The sequence below is a fragment of the Clostridium sp. Marseille-P2415 genome (assembly GCF_900155545.1).
Lineage (GTDB): Bacteria > Bacillota > Clostridia > Lachnospirales > Lachnospiraceae > Lacrimispora.
This window is the reverse complement of record NZ_LT732526.1, coordinates 882820-901280: the sequence shown is the minus strand read 5'-3', so window position 1 is coordinate 901280 and position 18461 is coordinate 882820. Positions and strand designations below refer to the sequence as shown.

Annotated in this window: 12 protein-coding genes; 1 reads left to right on the top strand and 11 read right to left on the bottom strand. The window is 47.9% G+C overall.

The window, feature by feature from the left end:
- Positions 1 to 41: 41 nt before the first annotated feature.
- The 11 genes from rsmB to BQ9856_RS09090 form a co-directional block, all read right to left on the bottom strand.
- A complete protein-coding gene (gene rsmB, locus BQ9856_RS09140) occupies positions 42 to 1421 on the bottom strand; it encodes a 16S rRNA (cytosine(967)-C(5))-methyltransferase RsmB (RefSeq protein ID WP_077610749.1) in 1380 nt (459 codons plus the stop codon).
- Positions 1414 to 2130, bottom strand: coding sequence for a zinc metallopeptidase (locus tag BQ9856_RS09135; RefSeq protein WP_077610748.1), 717 nt, complete (start codon positions 2128 to 2130; stop codon positions 1414 to 1416). Before BQ9856_RS09135 ends, rsmB begins: the two co-directional genes overlap by 8 nt.
- Positions 2131 to 2197: 67 nt before the next feature.
- The gene (fmt, locus tag BQ9856_RS09130; RefSeq protein ID WP_077610747.1) at positions 2198 to 3142 is read right to left on the bottom strand and encodes a methionyl-tRNA formyltransferase; all 945 of its coding nucleotides are present in this window, start codon (positions 3140 to 3142) and stop codon (positions 2198 to 2200) included.
- Between the two features lie 2 nt (positions 3143 to 3144).
- Entirely contained in the window at positions 3145 to 3636 is a 492-nt protein-coding gene (gene def, locus BQ9856_RS09125; RefSeq protein WP_077610746.1) for a peptide deformylase, read from the bottom strand.
- A 19-nt stretch (positions 3637 to 3655) separates the two neighbouring features.
- On the bottom strand, positions 3656 to 5884 hold the full coding sequence (gene priA, locus BQ9856_RS09120; RefSeq protein ID WP_077610745.1) for a replication restart helicase PriA: 2229 nt from the start codon (positions 5882 to 5884) through the stop codon (positions 3656 to 3658).
- Positions 5885 to 5992: 108 nt separating this feature from the next.
- Positions 5993 to 8425 carry a replication restart helicase PriA gene (priA, locus tag BQ9856_RS09115; protein WP_159441974.1) on the bottom strand — a complete coding sequence of 811 codons (2433 nt, stop codon included), beginning with the start codon at positions 8423 to 8425 and terminating at the stop codon, positions 5993 to 5995.
- A gap of 108 nt (positions 8426 to 8533) precedes the next feature.
- Positions 8534 to 9904 (bottom strand): UDP-N-acetylmuramoyl-tripeptide--D-alanyl-D-alanine ligase, encoded by a 1371-nt coding sequence (locus tag BQ9856_RS09110; protein ID WP_077613315.1) that lies wholly within the window; start codon positions 9902 to 9904, stop codon positions 8534 to 8536.
- Between the two features lie 138 nt (positions 9905 to 10042).
- Positions 10043 to 11509: a UDP-N-acetylmuramoyl-L-alanyl-D-glutamate--2,6-diaminopimelate ligase gene (locus BQ9856_RS09105; RefSeq protein WP_077610744.1), complete on the bottom strand. Its 1467-nt coding sequence runs from the start codon at positions 11507 to 11509 to the stop codon at positions 10043 to 10045.
- A 13-nt stretch (positions 11510 to 11522) separates the two neighbouring features.
- A complete protein-coding gene (locus BQ9856_RS09100) occupies positions 11523 to 13193 on the bottom strand; it encodes a formate--tetrahydrofolate ligase (protein ID WP_077610743.1) in 1671 nt (556 codons plus the stop codon).
- Positions 13194 to 13232: 39 nt separating this feature from the next.
- The gene (locus BQ9856_RS09095) at positions 13233 to 15953 is read right to left on the bottom strand and encodes an FtsK/SpoIIIE family DNA translocase (protein WP_077610742.1); all 2721 of its coding nucleotides are present in this window, start codon (positions 15951 to 15953) and stop codon (positions 13233 to 13235) included.
- A gap of 61 nt (positions 15954 to 16014) precedes the next feature.
- Positions 16015 to 16797 (bottom strand): ClpP family protease, encoded by a 783-nt coding sequence (locus tag BQ9856_RS09090; protein ID WP_077610741.1) that lies wholly within the window; start codon positions 16795 to 16797, stop codon positions 16015 to 16017.
- Between the two features lie 331 nt (positions 16798 to 17128).
- Here BQ9856_RS09090 and BQ9856_RS09085 point away from each other — a divergent pair, with 331 nt between their 5' ends.
- The gene (locus BQ9856_RS09085) at positions 17129 to 18460 is read left to right on the top strand and encodes a citrate synthase (protein ID WP_077610740.1); all 1332 of its coding nucleotides are present in this window, start codon (positions 17129 to 17131) and stop codon (positions 18458 to 18460) included.
- Position 18461: the final 1 nt, after the last annotated feature.

The following is an 18461-nucleotide window of genomic DNA, read 5'->3' as shown; positions in this document are numbered from 1 at the left end:
GCCCGCCCCGCTTTCGGACGGAAAGGTATGCCTGCAGGACGCTACCTTTTTCGAAATGCCGCAATGAAGAATCCATCACATGGATGGATCCCTGGCAAAAGCTGTAAATATCCCTGCCTCATGGTGGCTGAATTCAGTTTTTCTCCCAGTTTTCCTTCCAGATCTATGAAATCAAACGGAAAATGCTCCAGGAACCACCGTACATTATCTTCATTTTCCTTCCTGTCTATGGTACATGTACTGAAAACCAGTTTTCCACCCGGCTTCACATAAGCCTGTACAACCGAAAGAATCTCCCTCTGGAGCGAAGCCAGAGCTTCCAGATCATTCATTGTCATGCGGTATTTGATATCAGGTTTTCGTCCTATGATACCCAGACCGGAGCAGGGCAGGTCAGCGATTACAATATCCGCTTTTTCAAAGGAATCCGGATCCGAAACCAAAGCATCCTGTACCTTTGCACGGATATTTTTAAAACCGCACCGTTCAATATTTTCCTGTACCATGCTGATCTTCTGATAACTTAAGTCCCGGACTTCCACCATACCGGTCCCATGAAGCTTATCCGCAATGTGGAGGCTCTTTCCTCCCGGGGCGCCGCAGACATCAATGCAAAAATCCCCTTTTTGCGGATCTGCAATTTCACCCACAAAACTGGAACTTAAATCCTGCACCTGGATATATCCCTTGCGGAACGCTTCCAGGCCTTCCAGATGATCAAACCGTTCCAGGTAAAGAATTCCTTCCGAAATACCGGATTCCGACACTTCTGCTCCCTGCATTTTTAAGCTCCGGAGAATTTCTTCTTTCGAAGCCTTTGCAAAATTACAGCGGACCGTAGTTCTGCTGTTCTTTAAAAAAGCTTCCATCATAATCCCGGCCGTTTCCCTGCCATAGGTTTCCTCCCACATGGATACAATCCAGGAAGGCATGGAATAACGAATGGAATCATCAGGCCAGCACAATTCCTCCCTGTTTCTGGAAATGTTTCGCAGCACTCCGTTAACAAAGCCCTTTAATCCGGCAAACTTCCGTTTTACAGCAAGCTTCACGGCTTCATTGCACACCGCCGAATCAGGAACACGGTCCATATAAAGAAGCTGATAAACCGACATGCGCAGAATGGTACGGATGACGGGTTTCATCTTACTGACCTTGATGTTAGAAAAGGAATCAATGACATAATCGATCTGGAGTAAGTATTCTACTGTTCCATCTACGGTCCTGGAAATGAAAGCCCGCTCCGATTTATCCAGATACTGGTACTTATTTAAGGCCTGACGCAGGATCATATGGCTGTAGCCGCCCCGCTCCAGTATTTCCAGCAGGATGTCCAGTATAATTTCCCTATTCCTGCCCGCGTTTTCTGGGCGTAAAGGTATGCCTGCATGGCTTTCCCTGCTGTCTGTCTCTTTAGTCATTATCCCTTCTTCCTCCAAATAAAATCACCAGTCTTAAAAGCTGAAGCACAGTTGCTGCCAAAGCGGCCACATAAGTAAGCGCCGCTGCACCTAATACTTTTCTGGTATGCCCTAATTCCTGATCGCCTAAAATCCCCACCTGTCCCAGTAATGTGACCGCCCGGCTGGAGGCATTGAATTCCACAGGCAGAGTCACCAGCTGGAAAAGAACAGCCAGGGAAAACAGGATCAGCCCTATGTTGACCAGGGGAGAACCGATCCCGCCTATGATAACGCCCAGAATGATGAGGGGCAGAGCCGCCTGGGAACCGATATTGGCTGCAGGAACAATGGCTCCCCGAAGTCTTAACGGAACATATCCCGTATGATCCTGCATGGCATGGCCGCATTCATGGGCAGCTACACCGATTGCCGCAACCGATGTGGATCCGTAAACAGAATCAGACAGATTGACCGTCTTGGTCTTAGGATCATAGTGGTCCGTGAGCCGCCCGCTTACGGGCCTTACCTGTACATCATAAATCCCCTGTGAATTCAACAGGCGCTTTGCCGCTTCTGCTCCTGTCATCCCTGACATGCTTCTCACCTTTGAATATTTGTTGAATGTACTGCTTACTCTGGCAGATGCCGTCATGGACAAGACTGCCCCGATAATGACCAGAATCCAGGTAGGATCCAGATAATATCCCATCATACCGCCATAAAACATAATCAGATGCTCCTTTCATTATTACTGCCCACGTTTCTTGGGCATAAAGGTATACCCGCAGGGTATTTCATTTTTGCTCAAGTTGTTTCAAAACAGTTCCTTCTGAAACCTGATATCCGCGCAGAAATGCTCCGATATCCATGCGCTTTTTTCCCTGCAGCTGCAACTCGCGGATGGATAAGCCGCCTTTTCCCGTCTTTACAATCATGCAGTCCCGGCCAACTTCCACCACCTGGCCATACACTCCTTCATACTCTTTCTCCACCACCTTTGCTTCCCAGAGCTTCATCACCTTTCCATTCCATCCCGTATAAGCGCTGGGCCATGGATTTAAGCCCCGGATCAGGCGCTCAATGGATTCCGCATCCATGGACCAGTCGATATCTCCCATGGATTTTTTTATCATCCCTACATAGCAGGTATTTGAATCATCCTGGGGAGTCCTGACTGCGGTTCCTTCTTCCATTTTTTTTAAGGTTTTTAAAATAAGCCTGCCTCCGATTTCGCTCAGCTTATCATGTAGACTGCCTCCGGTCTCCTTCTCATCTAGAATAACAGCTTCCTGGTCCAGCATATCCCCGGTATCCAGGGTCTCCGCCATCATCATAGTCGTAATTCCGCTCTCTTTTTCCCCGTTTATGACTGCATACTGGATCGGGGACGCGCCGCGGTATTTCGGAAGCAGGGAAGCGTGGATATTCAAACAGCCGTAACGGGGGATATCGAGAATGCTCTTTGGCAGAAGCTGCCCAAAAGCAGCCACCACGATTGCTTCCGGTTCCATATCCGTAAGAATTTTAACAAACTCCGGATCTCTGGCCTTAACCGGCTGGTAAACGGGAATTTGGTATTCCAATGCCTTTTCCTTTACCGGAGTCATCTGGACTTCCTTCCCTCTTCCCTTGGGTTTATCCGGCTGAGTCACGACTGCAATGACTTCATGCCCGGCTCCCACCAAAGCCTCAAGAGCGGGAACGGAAAAATCAGGCGTTCCCATAAATATAATTCGCATAATTACTCTTCTACCTCCGATTCTTCCTCTTCCAAGGTGACATCCTCCAGTTCGCCTTCCACCTTGTCCACATATAAATCACCGTTTAAATGGTCACATTCATGGCAGATGGCCCGCGCTAACAGTTCTTCCCCTTCTAATTCAAATGGCTTCATCTCTGCATCAAAGGCCTTTACTTTTACATAATTGGGTCTTGTAACTGTTCCGGATTTTCCGGGCACACTTAAGCAGCCCTCGGGACCGGTCTGGCTTCCGCTTGTCTCCACGATTTCCGGATTAATGAGAACATACCGGTTGCCATCTTCCACGTCTATTATAACAATCTGCTTTAAAATCCCCACCTGAGGAGCCGCAAGCCCAACTCCGTTGGAATCGTACATGGTTTCAAACATATCCGCAATCAATTCGGTGATCCTGGGGGTAATTTCCTTTACAGGTTTGCAGTGCTTTCTTAAAATTTCATCTCCGATGGTTCTGATCTTTCTAATTGCCATTTATCTTTTATCCTCTCATTTATGAAAAATCGTATTGTATCATAACCTGCTCAAACAGCTCCGGATGGCTTTCTGAAAAACCATCGATATGATTCCTGATTTTTATTAGTATATCATAGTTTTCCTGTTTCAAGTATAAAATTTTTCTATAGATATCATTAATTTTGTAAACCGAGGCTTCCACCGGGCCAATGGTCTGCACCATTTCCCGTTCCGCCATGGGGCCGATATACCTGGTTACTGCCGCCGCAGTGTCCGTCAGACAGCTTTCCTGCCGGGAAGAAAACTGAACCGTCAGAAGGCCGCTTGCAGGGGGATATTTCATGAGGCGCCGGTATGCCATCTCCTGCTGGTAAAACGCCTCATAATCCTGGTTTGCAGCCGTTACAATGCTGTAATGTTCCGGGTTATAGGTCTGAATGATCACATCTCCATGCCGAAAATCCCGTCCGGCTCTTCCGGCTGCCTGGGTTAAAAGCTGGAACGTCCGTTCTGCCGAACGGTAGTCCGGGGTGTTTAAAGACAAGTCCGCCGCCAGGACACCTACCAGGGTCACATCCGGAAAATCATGCCCCTTCACAATCATCTGGGTTCCGATGAGGATGTCCGCCTCTCCCTCGGAAAAAGCAGACAGGATCTCTTCGTGTCCGCCTTTTTTTGAGGTGGTATCAAGATCCATGCGCAGGATTCTGGCAGCAGGGAACATCTTTTTTGTCATCTGTTCAATCTTCTGGGTTCCCGCTCCAAAATTTGCAATGTAAGGAGACCCGCAGGAAGGACAGCGTTCCGGCACCGGTATGGAATGACCGCAATAATGGCACACCAGGCGGCTGTTGTTGTGAAGGGTCAGGGTCACATCGCAGTGGGGACAGCGGATAGCCTCCCCACAGGAGCGGCAGGATACAAAGTTCGCATAGCCTCTCCGGTTCATGAACAGCATGATCTGCTCCCGTTTTTCAAGACGGTCCTCGATCAGCATTTTTAGCTTCCGGCTGAAGATGGACTTATTTCCTTCTTTTAATTCCTGCCTTAGATCCACCACAGAAACAGCAGCAAGAGAGCTGTCTTTCTTTGCCCGTGACCTAAGATGAAAAAGCTGGTAATCTCCCCGAAGGGCTCTGGTATACGCTTCCAGTGACGGAGTCGCCGAGCCCAAGACCAGGGATGCGCCCTGCATAGCCGCCCTTTTAACGGCCACATCTCTGGCATGATACCTTGGAACTACCTCGCTTTTATAAGCTCCCTCGTGTTCTTCGTCTATCAGAATCAGGCCAAGTCTGGAAAAGGGAGTGAATAAAGCCGAGCGCGGACCGATCATAATATCCACATCTCCATTTCTGGCCCGTTCAAACTGATCATAACGTTCCCCTGCCGACAAACGGGAATTCATGATGGACACCCGGTTTCCGAATCTTCCGTAAAATCTCATAACAGTCTGATAGGTCAGAGCAATTTCCGGGATGAGAACAATGACCTGTTTTCCGTCTTCTATGACTTTTTGGATCAGTTCCATATAAACTTCCGTCTTACCGCTGCCGGTGATGCCGTGAATCAGATAAGTCCTTCTGATCTGTTCCCCATAATCCCGGCAGAAACTGTCTACAATGGCCTGCTGTTCCGGGTTTAAAAGCACCTTGTTTCTCTCTTTTGTTTCAACTTTAATTGGGTCTCTGTAAACTTCCTCGGATTCAAGAATTACATAATTTTTTTCAATCATGGGCTTTAAGGTAGAAGCAGATAAGTTCATCTGGTTTACCGCGATCTCATATGGAATGGCAGGGGCTTCTAAAAATGCCTGAAAGAGGCGTATCCTGGCTTTATAGTTCTTTTTCTCCGCCTCGGCTAGGGCGTTTGTAAGCGCTTCCTGCCCCAGAAGGCAGCGGAGTACCTTTTTCTCCTTTGGTTTCACCTTCTGCCTTACCGGAAGCACTGTCTTTAACGCCTGGTTCATGGTAGAGCCGTACTGCTCCTTCAGCCACCATGCCAGTGAAATAAGCAGGGACTCCGCCGTCACGCCATCCGTTACGATCCCTGCTATATTCTTAATTTTATCCGGATCATAATCTGCATGGGCGGTAATGCCGACCACATATCCTTTCCTAATGGAATTCCCTTTTCCAAAAGGGATCGTAACCAGAGATCCAACAGCAACTTTGTCAAGCAGCCCGGAAGGAATCCGGTAATCAAAGGTTCTGTCAACTTTTTCATGGGAAATGTCAATGATAATCCGTGCAAATCGTTCTGCCATAGTTTCCTCTTTCCCGCCCACGCTTTTTGGGCATAAAGGTATACCCGAAGGGTGTTTCCTCCTTCCCGCCCATGTTTTTTTGCATAAAGGTATACCCGAAGGGTGTCATCAGAGCTGGTAAAACTCCTCGGCCACCCTGCCAAGTTTCATGCTGTTGGAGCCCTTAAAAAGCACACAGTCTCCTTCTTTTAATTCCGTTTTTAAGTAAGCCACAAGAGGGCCCTGTTCCATAAATTCCCTAACCAGGATACCAGGGGCTTTTTCCTTCACCGCTCTGGCGATTTCTCCTGCCAGTTCTCCAAGAGTCACCACCTCATCAACCGGGTGCTCTGCAATATATTCTCCGATTTCATAATGGAATTCCGGAGATCTCTCTCCAAGTTCTTTCATATCAGCCAGTACGGCAATCCGCCTTTCTGCCTTTGTGATGGAACCCAGAACTTCAAGCCCCGCCTTCATGGATACCGGGCTGGCATTATAAGTATCATCGATCACGGTCATACCGCCCGTACGGTAAATCTGCTGGCGGTTTTTAAAACCCNCAGTGTCCGTCAGACAGCTTTCCTGCCGGGAAGAAAACTGAACCGTCAGAAGGCCGCTTGCAGGGGGATATTTCATGAGGCGCCGGTATGCCATCTCCTGCTGGTAAAACGCCTCATAATCCTGGTTTGCAGCCGTTACAATGCTGTAATGTTCCGGGTTATAGGTCTGAATGATCACATCTCCATGCCGAAAATCCCGTCCGGCTCTTCCGGCTGCCTGGGTTAAAAGCTGGAACGTCCGTTCTGCCGAACGGTAGTCCGGGGTGTTTAAAGACAAGTCCGCCGCCAGGACACCTACCAGGGTCACATCCGGAAAATCATGCCCCTTCACAATCATCTGGGTTCCGATGAGGATGTCCGCCTCTCCCTCGGAAAAAGCAGACAGGATCTCTTCGTGTCCGCCTTTTTTTGAGGTGGTATCAAGATCCATGCGCAGGATTCTGGCAGCAGGGAACATCTTTTTTGTCATCTGTTCAATCTTCTGGGTTCCCGCTCCAAAATTTGCAATGTAAGGAGACCCGCAGGAAGGACAGCGTTCCGGCACCGGTATGGAATGACCGCAATAATGGCACACCAGGCGGCTGTTGTTGTGAAGGGTCAGGGTCACATCGCAGTGGGGACAGCGGATAGCCTCCCCACAGGAGCGGCAGGATACAAAGTTCGCATAGCCTCTCCGGTTCATGAACAGCATGATCTGCTCCCGTTTTTCAAGACGGTCCTCGATCAGCATTTTTAGCTTCCGGCTGAAGATGGACTTATTTCCTTCTTTTAATTCCTGCCTTAGATCCACCACAGAAACAGCAGCAAGAGAGCTGTCTTTCTTTGCCCGTGACCTAAGATGAAAAAGCTGGTAATCTCCCCGAAGGGCTCTGGTATACGCTTCCAGTGACGGAGTCGCCGAGCCCAAGACCAGGGATGCGCCCTGCATAGCCGCCCTTTTAACGGCCACATCTCTGGCATGATACCTTGGAACTACCTCGCTTTTATAAGCTCCCTCGTGTTCTTCGTCTATCAGAATCAGGCCAAGTCTGGAAAAGGGAGTGAATAAAGCCGAGCGCGGACCGATCATAATATCCACATCTCCATTTCTGGCCCGTTCAAACTGATCATAACGTTCCCCTGCCGACAAACGGGAATTCATGATGGACACCCGGTTTCCGAATCTTCCGTAAAATCTCATAACAGTCTGATAGGTCAGAGCAATTTCCGGGATGAGAACAATGACCTGTTTTCCGTCTTCTATGACTTTTTGGATCAGTTCCATATAAACTTCCGTCTTACCGCTGCCGGTGATGCCGTGAATCAGATAAGTCCTTCTGATCTGTTCCCCATAATCCCGGCAGAAACTGTCTACAATGGCCTGCTGTTCCGGGTTTAAAAGCACCTTGTTTCTCTCTTTTGTTTCAACTTTAATTGGGTCTCTGTAAACTTCCTCGGATTCAAGAATTACATAATTTTTTTCAATCATGGGCTTTAAGGTAGAAGCAGATAAGTTCATCTGGTTTACCGCGATCTCATATGGAATGGCAGGGGCTTCTAAAAATGCCTGAAAGAGGCGTATCCTGGCTTTATAGTTCTTTTTCTCCGCCTCGGCTAGGGCGTTTGTAAGCGCTTCCTGCCCCAGAAGGCAGCGGAGTACCTTTTTCTCCTTTGGTTTCACCTTCTGCCTTACCGGAAGCACTGTCTTTAACGCCTGGTTCATGGTAGAGCCGTACTGCTCCTTCAGCCACCATGCCAGTGAAATAAGCAGGGACTCCGCCGTCACGCCATCCGTTACGATCCCTGCTATATTCTTAATTTTATCCGGATCATAATCTGCATGGGCGGTAATGCCGACCACATATCCTTTCCTAATGGAATTCCCTTTTCCAAAAGGGATCGTAACCAGAGATCCAACAGCAACTTTGTCAAGCAGCCCGGAAGGAATCCGGTAATCAAAGGTTCTGTCAACTTTTTCATGGGAAATGTCAATGATAATCCGTGCAAATCGTTCTGCCATAGTTTCCTCTTTCCCGCCCACGCTTTTTGGGCATAAAGGTATACCCGAAGGGTGTTTCCTCCTTCCCGCCCATGTTTTTTTGCATAAAGGTATACCCGAAGGGTGTCATCAGAGCTGGTAAAACTCCTCGGCCACCCTGCCAAGTTTCATGCTGTTGGAGCCCTTAAAAAGCACACAGTCTCCTTCTTTTAATTCCGTTTTTAAGTAAGCCACAAGAGGGCCCTGTTCCATAAATTCCCTAACCAGGATACCAGGGGCTTTTTCCTTCACCGCTCTGGCGATTTCTCCTGCCAGTTCTCCAAGAGTCACCACCTCATCAACCGGGTGCTCTGCAATATATTCTCCGATTTCATAATGGAATTCCGGAGATCTCTCTCCAAGTTCTTTCATATCAGCCAGTACGGCAATCCGCCTTTCTGCCTTTGTGATGGAACCCAGAACTTCAAGCCCCGCCTTCATGGATACCGGGCTGGCATTATAAGTATCATCGATCACGGTCATACCGCCCGTACGGTAAATCTGCTGGCGGTTTTTAAAACCCGTAAATTCCTGAAGGCATTTAGCTGCTTCTTCCATTGGAATTTTGCATTCTGACGCTATGGCCAGGGATACCATTGCGTTTAAGACATTATGACTGCCCATTACCGCCAGACGCAGCGGCACCCTCTGCTGTCCATGAACCGCCGTAAATGCCGGGAAGCCATCTTCCAGATGAACATCCAAGGCACGGTAATCGCAATTTTCACCCGTACCATAATAGATGGTCCGGCATCCTTCTTTTGCCCTGGTATTCTTTAAAAATTCGTCATCCCCATTTAAAAAGAGAATTCCGCCTTCCATGAGCCCGTCCTGAATGGTCAGCTTTTCTTTGTAAATGTTTTCCCTGGATCCAAGCTGTTCGATATGGGTCACTCCGATGTTGGTAATGACAGCCATCTGAATTTTCGCGATCCTGGCAATGACGGTCAGTTCCCCCGGCTCACTCATTCCCAGCTCAATGACTCCGATTTCATCCTCCCCGGATATTTCCGATATGGTAATGGGAACGCCGACCTGACTGTTATGGTTTCCCGGTGTCTTATAGACTTCAAAGCGGGCAGACAGGGCGCATGCTGCCATCTCCCTTGTCGTGGTCTTTCCCACGCTGCCCGTAATCCCCACCAAAGGAAGCTTAAGCCGGTCCCTGTAATAGCTTCCCACAGCCTGAAGGGCTTTTTTTGTATCCTCCACACGTATCCATGGATTCGGCGAGTCCATGGAGTCATGTTCGCTTGTCAAAGCTGCTGCTGCCCCATTGTCAAAAGCCTGCCCGATAAAGCGGTGCGCATCCACCTTTTCCCCAACTATAGGCACGAACAGATCATTTCCTTTCATATTTCTGGAATCAATGCTTATGTGTTCCAGAGCTGTATTCTCACTTCCGCAAAGAAGCCTTCCTCCCGTAGCGAAAAGGATTTCCTTTACCGTCATATCTTCCATTGCTTCCTCCGTTCCATGTACGCCTCCGGCGCACATTCCTTCCATCTACCGTACAAATGCCGAAAGCCACATTTCCTTCCGGCTTCCGGCATTTTGTTTTATCTTTTACTGCCAGCTTTCTACACTCGCATGTATTTTCTATCGATTTATACTCTCCACCACTTTAAGGACCTCTTCCCGGTCGGAGAAATGGTGCCGGACTCCGTTTATTTCCTGGTAATCCTCATGCCCTTTTCCAATAATGGCAATCATATCACCCTGCTGGGCATGGGTAATACTGTAACGGATCGCCTCCCTGCGGTCCGGGATCTCTATGAATTTTCCTCCGGTCTTTTCAAGGCTTCCGCGAATGTCTGCAATGATATCTTCCGTCTTTTCGAATCTGGAATTATCCGCAGTTATGATCGTAAAATCCGCGAGCCGCCCTGCGCTGTCTCCCATGGATATGCGCCGGTCCTTCGAACGGTTTCCGCCGCAGCCAAAGACGCAGACCAGACGCTTGGGCCGGTAATCCTTAAGGGTTGTGAGCAGGCTCTCCATGCTGACCGCATTATGGGCATAATCCACGATCACCGTACAAGCTTCAGAGGTATATACGATTTCCATGCGTCCATTTACGCTTAAATGCTCCAGGCCATGGCAGATCCTGTCCTTCGGCAGTCCCAAAAAGCTTAAGAGACTCACGGCGGCAAGCGCATTGGTAACGTTAAAGCGTCCCGGAATATTGACACGGACCGAAAGCTCATAGATACCTTTTACATCAAATTCCAGTCCGACAAAATCCGGCCGGGCTACATAGCGGATATCTTCCGCCTTAAAATCCGTGCCTTCTTTTTCAATGGAGAAGGAATAAAGCCTGCAGGAAGCATCCTTTACCACCTCATCCCAGTGCTCATCATCACCGTTCATGAGCCCTACCTTGCAGCAGCGGAAGATCTGTGATTTATAAAAAAGATATTCTTCAAAATCTTCGTGCTCATCCGGGCCGATGTGGTCAGGAGAAATATTGGTAAACAAACCGTAATCAAAGCAGATTCCATCCACCCGGTGCATCTTAAAAGCCTGGGATGAAACTTCCATTACCACATATTCACAGCCGGCTTCCACCATATGGCTGAAGGCTTCGTGAAGCTGGTAGGATTCCGGAGTTGTATTCATGGTAGGAGTTACAGCCTGATCAATGACAATACCTGTAGTTCCGATCATTCCCACTTTTTTTCCGCAGGCTTCCAGAATCGTCTTGATCATATGGGTGGTAGTCGTCTTTCCCTTTGTTCCGGTCACGCCTATGGTCACCATCTTCCTTGCGGGATGGTGAAACCTGGCAGCCGATAAAACAGCCAGCGCTTCTCTGGCATTATGTACGAGAATGGCTGTTACGCCATCCGGAACCGGACATTCCCGCTCTACAACAAGGACTTTGACCCCGGCGTTTACCACCTCCGGAATAAATTCATGGGAATCGACTCTCGTGCCTTTCGTGCATATGAAAACAACGCCTTCCTTTGCCTTTCTGGAGTCATAAATGACATCCTCCACTTCCACGTCAAGGCTGCCCTTAAGCACCTCATACGTTAAGTCCTTAAGCCATTCTTTTAATTTCATAGAAACCTCCAAGTCAGAATAATCCGGTGATTACTCCATCTTCCTTTACGTCAATATTATCTGCAGCCGGCTTCTTCGGAAGTCCGGGCATGGTCATGATGGCTCCCGTCAAAATAACCACAAAGCCCGCACCTGCGGATACGTAGGCATCCCGCACGGTAATTTCAAAGTCTTTTGGCCTTCCGAGCTTATTCTGGTCATCGGATAAGGAGTATTGTGTTTTTGCCATGCAAACAGGCAGATGTCCAAAGCCCATGTCCTCAAACTTTTTAATGGCCTTTAAAGCGGCCGGTGCATAGGATACGCCATCCGCACCGTAGATTTCCTTTGCCACCGTGGCAATCTTATCTTCCAGTCCCATTTCATCCGGATAGAGGGGAGTAAAATTGCTTTCATTCTGTTCCAGAACAGAAAGGACTTTCCCGGCCAGGCTGATTCCGCCCTCGCCTCCCTTTTCCCATACTTCGGATAAAGCGAATTCACATCCTCTTTCCTCACAGAACCTTTTCACGAACTGGTATTCCGCTTCTGTATCTGTAATAAAGGAATTTAATGTAACAATAACCGGAACGCCGTATTTCTTCATGTTTTCTATGTGCTTTTCCAGATTTACGATGCCTTTTTCAAGCGCCTCTAAGTTTTCTTCCTTTAAGTGGTCTTTTGGCACTCCGCCATTGTATTTAAGAGCCCGGACCGTTGCAACCAGAACGATGGCATCGGGCTTTAATCCTGCCATCCGGCACTTGATATCCAGAAATTTTTCCGCACCTAAATCGGCACCGAAACCAGCCTCTGTCACAACAATATCTGCCAGCTTTAAAGCTGTCTTTGTAGCACGTACACTATTGCAGCCATGGGCTATGTTTGCGAACGGGCCTCCATGAACAATGGCGCCGGTATGTTCCAGAGTCTGTATCAGGTTTGGTTTTAAGGCATCCTTTAATAAGGCAGCCATAGCCCCCACTGCATTCAGCTGAGAGGCAGTTACAGGTTCTCCAGCATAATTATATGCCACAATAATCTTTCCCAGCCGCTCTTTTAAATCATTCATATCATTTGCAAGGCAAAGGATTGCCATGATTTCCGATGCAACCGTAATGACAAAGTGATCCTCTCTCACAAATCCTTCTGCTTTCGAGCCAAGACCAACCACAATGTTTCTAAGAGCCCGGTCATTCATATCAAGGCAGCGCTTCCAAATAATCTGACGGGTGTCGATCTCCAAAGCATTGCCCTGGTGGATATGGTTATCCAGCAAAGCGGCAAGCAAATTGTTGGCAGAGGTAATGGCGTGGAAATCCCCTGTAAAATGAAGATTTAAGTCTTCCATTGGAACCACCTGGGCATATCCGCCGCCTGCGGCTCCCCCTTTGATACCAAAGCAGGGGCCAAGGGAGGGCTCCCTAAGCGCGATCATGGCCTTTTTCCCCAACCGGCCAAATGCCTCGCCAAGACCTACCGTAGTCGTTGTCTTTCCTTCTCCCGCAGGAGTCGGGTTAATGGCTGTCACCAGGACCAGTTTGCCATCCGGCCTGTCCTTCACCTTGGATAAAAGCCCGTCGGTCAGTTTTGCCTTGTATTTCCCATAAAGCTCTAACTCATCCTCGCCGATCCCATAGGAAGCGGCCACGTCCTTAATGGGTAACATCTTTGCCTCTTGTGCGATTTCTATATCTGTTTTCATCTGTATCATCCTCCTTCTATGTAAAAGACACAGTTTCATTTATAACCCCTGCTCCAGCATTTCCTCAAATTCTTCCATGCTCATCAGTACCTTACGCGGTTTGGTCCCTTCCTCTTCGCCTACCACACCGGCCTCTGCCAGCTGATCCATAATCCGGGCAGCCCGGTTAAAGCCTATTTTAAACATCCGCTGCAGCATGCCGATGGAGGCTTTGTCCTTTTCGATGATAAACTTTCCGGCCTGTATAAAATACTCATCCCTGTCGTTTCCGCCGCCTTTCATCTCTCCGGCTGCAGGCGCCTGGGCGATCAGGCTTTCTACCTCCGGGTTATATTCCGCTGTCATCCCCTGTTCTGTTAAAAATTCCACTACCCTGGAAACCTCGGTATCCGTTACAAAGGCCCCCTGCACACGCATTGGCTTTGGATAACCGGCGGGATAAAATAACATATCCCCTTTTCCAAGAAGCTTTTCCGCACCGTTCATGTCAATGATGGTTCTGGAATCCACGCCGGAAGAAACCGAAAAAGCGACCCGGGACGGAACATTGGCTTTGATCAGTCCGGTGATAACGTTGACCGATGGACGCTGTGTGGCAATAACAAGATGAATGCCCGCGGCCCTGGCAAGCTGGGCCAGACGGCAGATGGAATCCTCCACTTCTCCGGGAGCTACCATCATCAGATCTGCAAGCTCGTCAATGATGATGACGATCTGAGGCATCTTTTCCGGTTTGTTCTCATCCTCAATGTCCTTTAAGCTTTCCACCTTTGCGTTGTATCCCTTAATTTCCCTGACATTGTACTGGGCAAACTTATTATAGCGGTCCGCCATCTCAGCTACCGCCCAGTTTAAGGCTCCGGAAGCTTTTTTCGGATCCGTGACTACCGGGAGCAGCAAATGGGGAATTCCATTATAAACGCTTAATTCCACCACCTTGGGATCCACCATAATCAGCTTCACAGCCTCCGGATCAGCCTTGAAAATGATGCTCATGATCAGGGTATTGATGCAGACGGATTTACCGGATCCTGTGGCTCCGGCTATTAAGAGGTGAGGCATCTTTGCAATGTCCGTAACAACCACCTGCCCTCCAATATCCTTTCCAACCGCAAAAGCGATCCTGGAGGGGTGTTTTTGAAAGCTGTCCGCTTCCAGGATATCACGCAGATAGACCACATTGTTTTCTTTGTTCGGAACCTCGATCCCCACCGCAGGTTTTCCCGGTATGGGAGCCTCGATGCGGATATCCGCAGCTGCCAGACTTAGCTTTATATCATCTGCCAGACTTACAATTTTGCTGACCTTTACGCCCTGCTCCGGATGGAGTTCATACCTTGTCACAGAAGGGCCGCAGCTTATGTTGGTTACCGTAACGCCAACACCGAAATTCTGAAGAGTCCGCTGCAGCTTGATGGCGGTATCCTTATATTCACGGTCAGAAAAAACCGCTGCCTTCCCTTTCTTTAGCAGCGTAAGAGGAGGATATTCATATTTCTTTTTCACTGCCTCCTGTTTTTGGTTTATTTCCTGGGTAACACTCAGACCGTCTTCCCTGGCTGCCTCTTCCCGCTTCTTTTCCAGCTTTTTCTGCAATGCCTCGGTGTCGGTTTCTATGACCTTGCCGGAAGCGGTGACCACCTGCTTCGATTCCTCCGGAACAGAAAAGGTACCGAAGTCATTCCTTCCGCTCCTCCCCTCATCCGGAGGATATAAGTCATCCTCTACAATTTCCATTTCTTTTAAGGTCCTTGTTTCTTTCTTCATATAAATAGAAGATTCCCCGGAAGCCTCTGGAAAGGGTACCGGTTCCACATCCGGATCAAAAGGTACGGAATCCTCATCTTCCTCCGGGACAGGCGAAATGCTTCCGCAGAAAATGTCGGCCGGATTGGGTTCCTGCCCCTCCACTGAGGTAACAGCAGATAATTGTTTTACCTGACTGTCAATATCTTCTGCCAGGTCCCCGGCTATGTCTGCTTCAAAATCCGCTTCTTCCGGCTCCGGATCATCCTCTTCCCGGACTGCTGCCAGTTTTGTAGCTTCCAGATTGACTCCCCGAAGCTTTTGCTCTTCCCGAAGCTTCCTTCGTACTTCCTGCCGTTCCGCATGAATTTCTAAGTGCATGTCCATATTCTCCCTGGCATGCTGATAGGCTTTTCCGCTTCCCTTTTTTACCACATTTACAAAGGACTTTTCCGTAATGCAGACCGCGGAAATAATAAGCAGGACTCCAATCACAAGATAAGCGCCCACAACACCGATAATGGATGCAAGCCCCTCGGCTAAAAGGCCGCCTAAAAGACCGCCTCCTTTTCCGCTTACAGAAGCTTCCAGATAAATATCGATCAGACTTGCTCCTTCTCCGGCCTTTGCCCCAAAGAGGAGCTGCAGAAATCCGCACAAAGAAACCAGCGCCAGAATAAAGGACGCCAGTTTAAAAGCTGCTCTCGGATTTCCCCGGTTGGAGACATAGAACGCAGTACCTGCGAACAATAAAACAGGTGCAATATATCCGACTCCTCCAAATATGCCAAGCTGCACACCGCGCAGAAAATCTCCAACCATGCCGCACAAATGAAAATTGCTCAAAAACAGAATGGCTGCGGCTGCAAATGACATAATAATAACTACTTCTGAGTGGATAAATTCCGGTTCTGGCAGAACTACATTCCTTCTGGTGCTTGTGCTTCTCGTTCTCCCGTTTTTTCCTTTTGTCCCTTTTTTAGCTGTTGTCTTTTTCTTCGTTGTCTCAGGCACAATCCTTCCCCCTTTTATCCATTGGTAACAGTATACAAAAAAATCGGGAGAAATGCAATGATTAACGAGAAGCAGTTTCCATCAGTTCATATAATTTTCTTAAAGCATCCTTGATTCCGCCTACCTCATCGATCAAACCTTCCTTTACGGTCTCCTCGCCTACCAGCACGGTTCCCAAGTCTCTGGTGAGCATTTCCGTATTTAGCATCAGACGCTTTAATTGGTCGTAAGCAATTTTTGCATGGTTGGAAACAAAGCTTAAAATCCGGTCCTGGATCATTTCAAAATACTCATAGGTCTGGGAGGCGCCGATCACCATACCCGTCATTCGCACCGGATGTACCATCATGGTCCCTGTGGGCACTATAAAGGAATAGTCAGTGCACACCGCTAAGGGAACACCAATGGAATGACTTCCTCCAAGAACAAGGGAAACCGTAGGAATGCTTAATGAAGCAATCATTTCCGCAATGGCCAGCCCGGCATCCACATCGCCGCCGGAAGTATTTAAGAGGACCAAAAGCCCTTCAACGGAATCATCATCCTCAATTTCTGCAAGCTTCGGAAGAATATGGTCATATTTTGTAGCCTTGCTGTTGCTGGACAGATTTTCATGGCCTTCTACCTCTCCTATAATGGAGAGAAGATGGATTTTCCGCTTGTGCGCATTATCATCCAGGGTCATCTGACCATATTCCTCCAGTTTTTCATCCTCTTTCTGCTCAATGTCCTTTTCCGTCTTTTTTTCATCAAGGTTTTCCTGGCGTATTTCATTGGAAGGCTCATTCTGCCTGTCTTCCTGCTCTTCATCCTGCCTGTTCTTATTATATTGATAATCTCTCAACTTAAGAAACCTCCTATTTGCAATAAATTTGGTAGTTTCCTTATAATGTGGAGAAATCGGTTAAAATATGCCTGAAAATCTTAAAACTGCTTTTGGTATACTTTTAAGGAAATCAGGCATATGATTCTATTATCACAATATTTTAGTTGTTATTATAACAAGTTATTGACTTAGATACTTTTCCATGTTAAACTACCAAACAACACAAAACAAGTCACATTCTATTGCCAACGAAGGCAGCGCCGGAGAAATCCATTTGCGCTGCTTTTGTATCAATGGCTGCCGGTTCCTATGGCTGTGGCTTAATCTGGAAAAAAGGAGAGATCATCGCATGAACAATTTTTTCATCGCACAAACATTTGGTAAATCCTCTAATTGTACGGATATTCCAAACAACTTATTCAAAGAATACAATGTAAAAAAAGGTCTCCGGAACGAGGATGGTACAGGCGTCAGGGTGGGCTTAACCCGCGTATCCGATGTTGTAGGTTATGAAATCGAAGATGGGAAAAAGGTCAATGTCCCCGGCAAGCTCTACTACCGCGGAATTGAAATCAGCGACCTTGTGAATGGAAAGGGAAATGAACGATACGGCTTTGAAGAGACCTCATTTTTGCTTCTCTTTGGCTATCTTCCTTCCAAAAAGGAATTAAGAGAGTTTGCAGCCACTCTCCGCCAGCACTACCACCTTCCCGATGAATTTCTGGAGAAGAATATGCTTCGCACGCCTTCCCGCAATTTGATGAACAGCCTGCAGCAAAGCATTCTGGCTCTGTACGACTACGATGAAGATCCGGATAACGTTGACCCCTACCAGACATTATTAAAAGGAATCAACATCCTGGCAAAGCTTCCTTCCCTTGCGGTTTATGCATACCAGAGCAAGATCCATTATTATGACCGGGAAAGCCTTATCATTCATTATCCAAAACCCGAGTATTCCATGGCAGAAAATATTCTTTATATGCTGCGCCGGGATGGCTCCTTTACGGAGCAGGAGGCGGATTTACTGGATGTCATGCTGATGATCCATGCGGATCACGGCGGTGGCAACAACTCCACCTTTACCAATGTTGTAATTTCTTCCACCGGAACCGACATTTATTCATCCATCTCCGCATCCATCGGTTCCTTAAAGGGACCAAAGCATGGCGGTGCCAACATTCACTGCAGCGAGATGATAAGGGCCATTGATAAAGAAATCGGTGTAAAGGCGACGGAAGCCCAGATGAAAGGGGTTATCCAGAAAATCCTTAATAAGGATTTCTATGACAATTCCGGTCTTGTATACGGACTTGGCCATGCCGTTTATACTGTTTCCGATCCGCGCGCGGACCTATTGAAAATCTGCTGTGAAAAGCTTGCAAAACAGAAAAACAGGGAAGATGAATATGAATTTCTGACAAAATTTGAAAAGGTTGCCAAAGCTTGCCTGGCCGGAAACGGAAAAACCCTGTCAAACAATGTGGACTTCTACAGCGGCTTCGCTTATAATATGTTACAGATACCAGAAGACATGTATACGCCTTTATTCGTTTGCGCGCGCATGTCCGGCTGGCTGGCACACAATATCGAAAACAAGCTGTATGATGGAAGAATCATGCGGCCGGCAACAAAATACGTAGGTGAAACCATTCCCTACAAAAAAAGAGAGGAAAGATAGC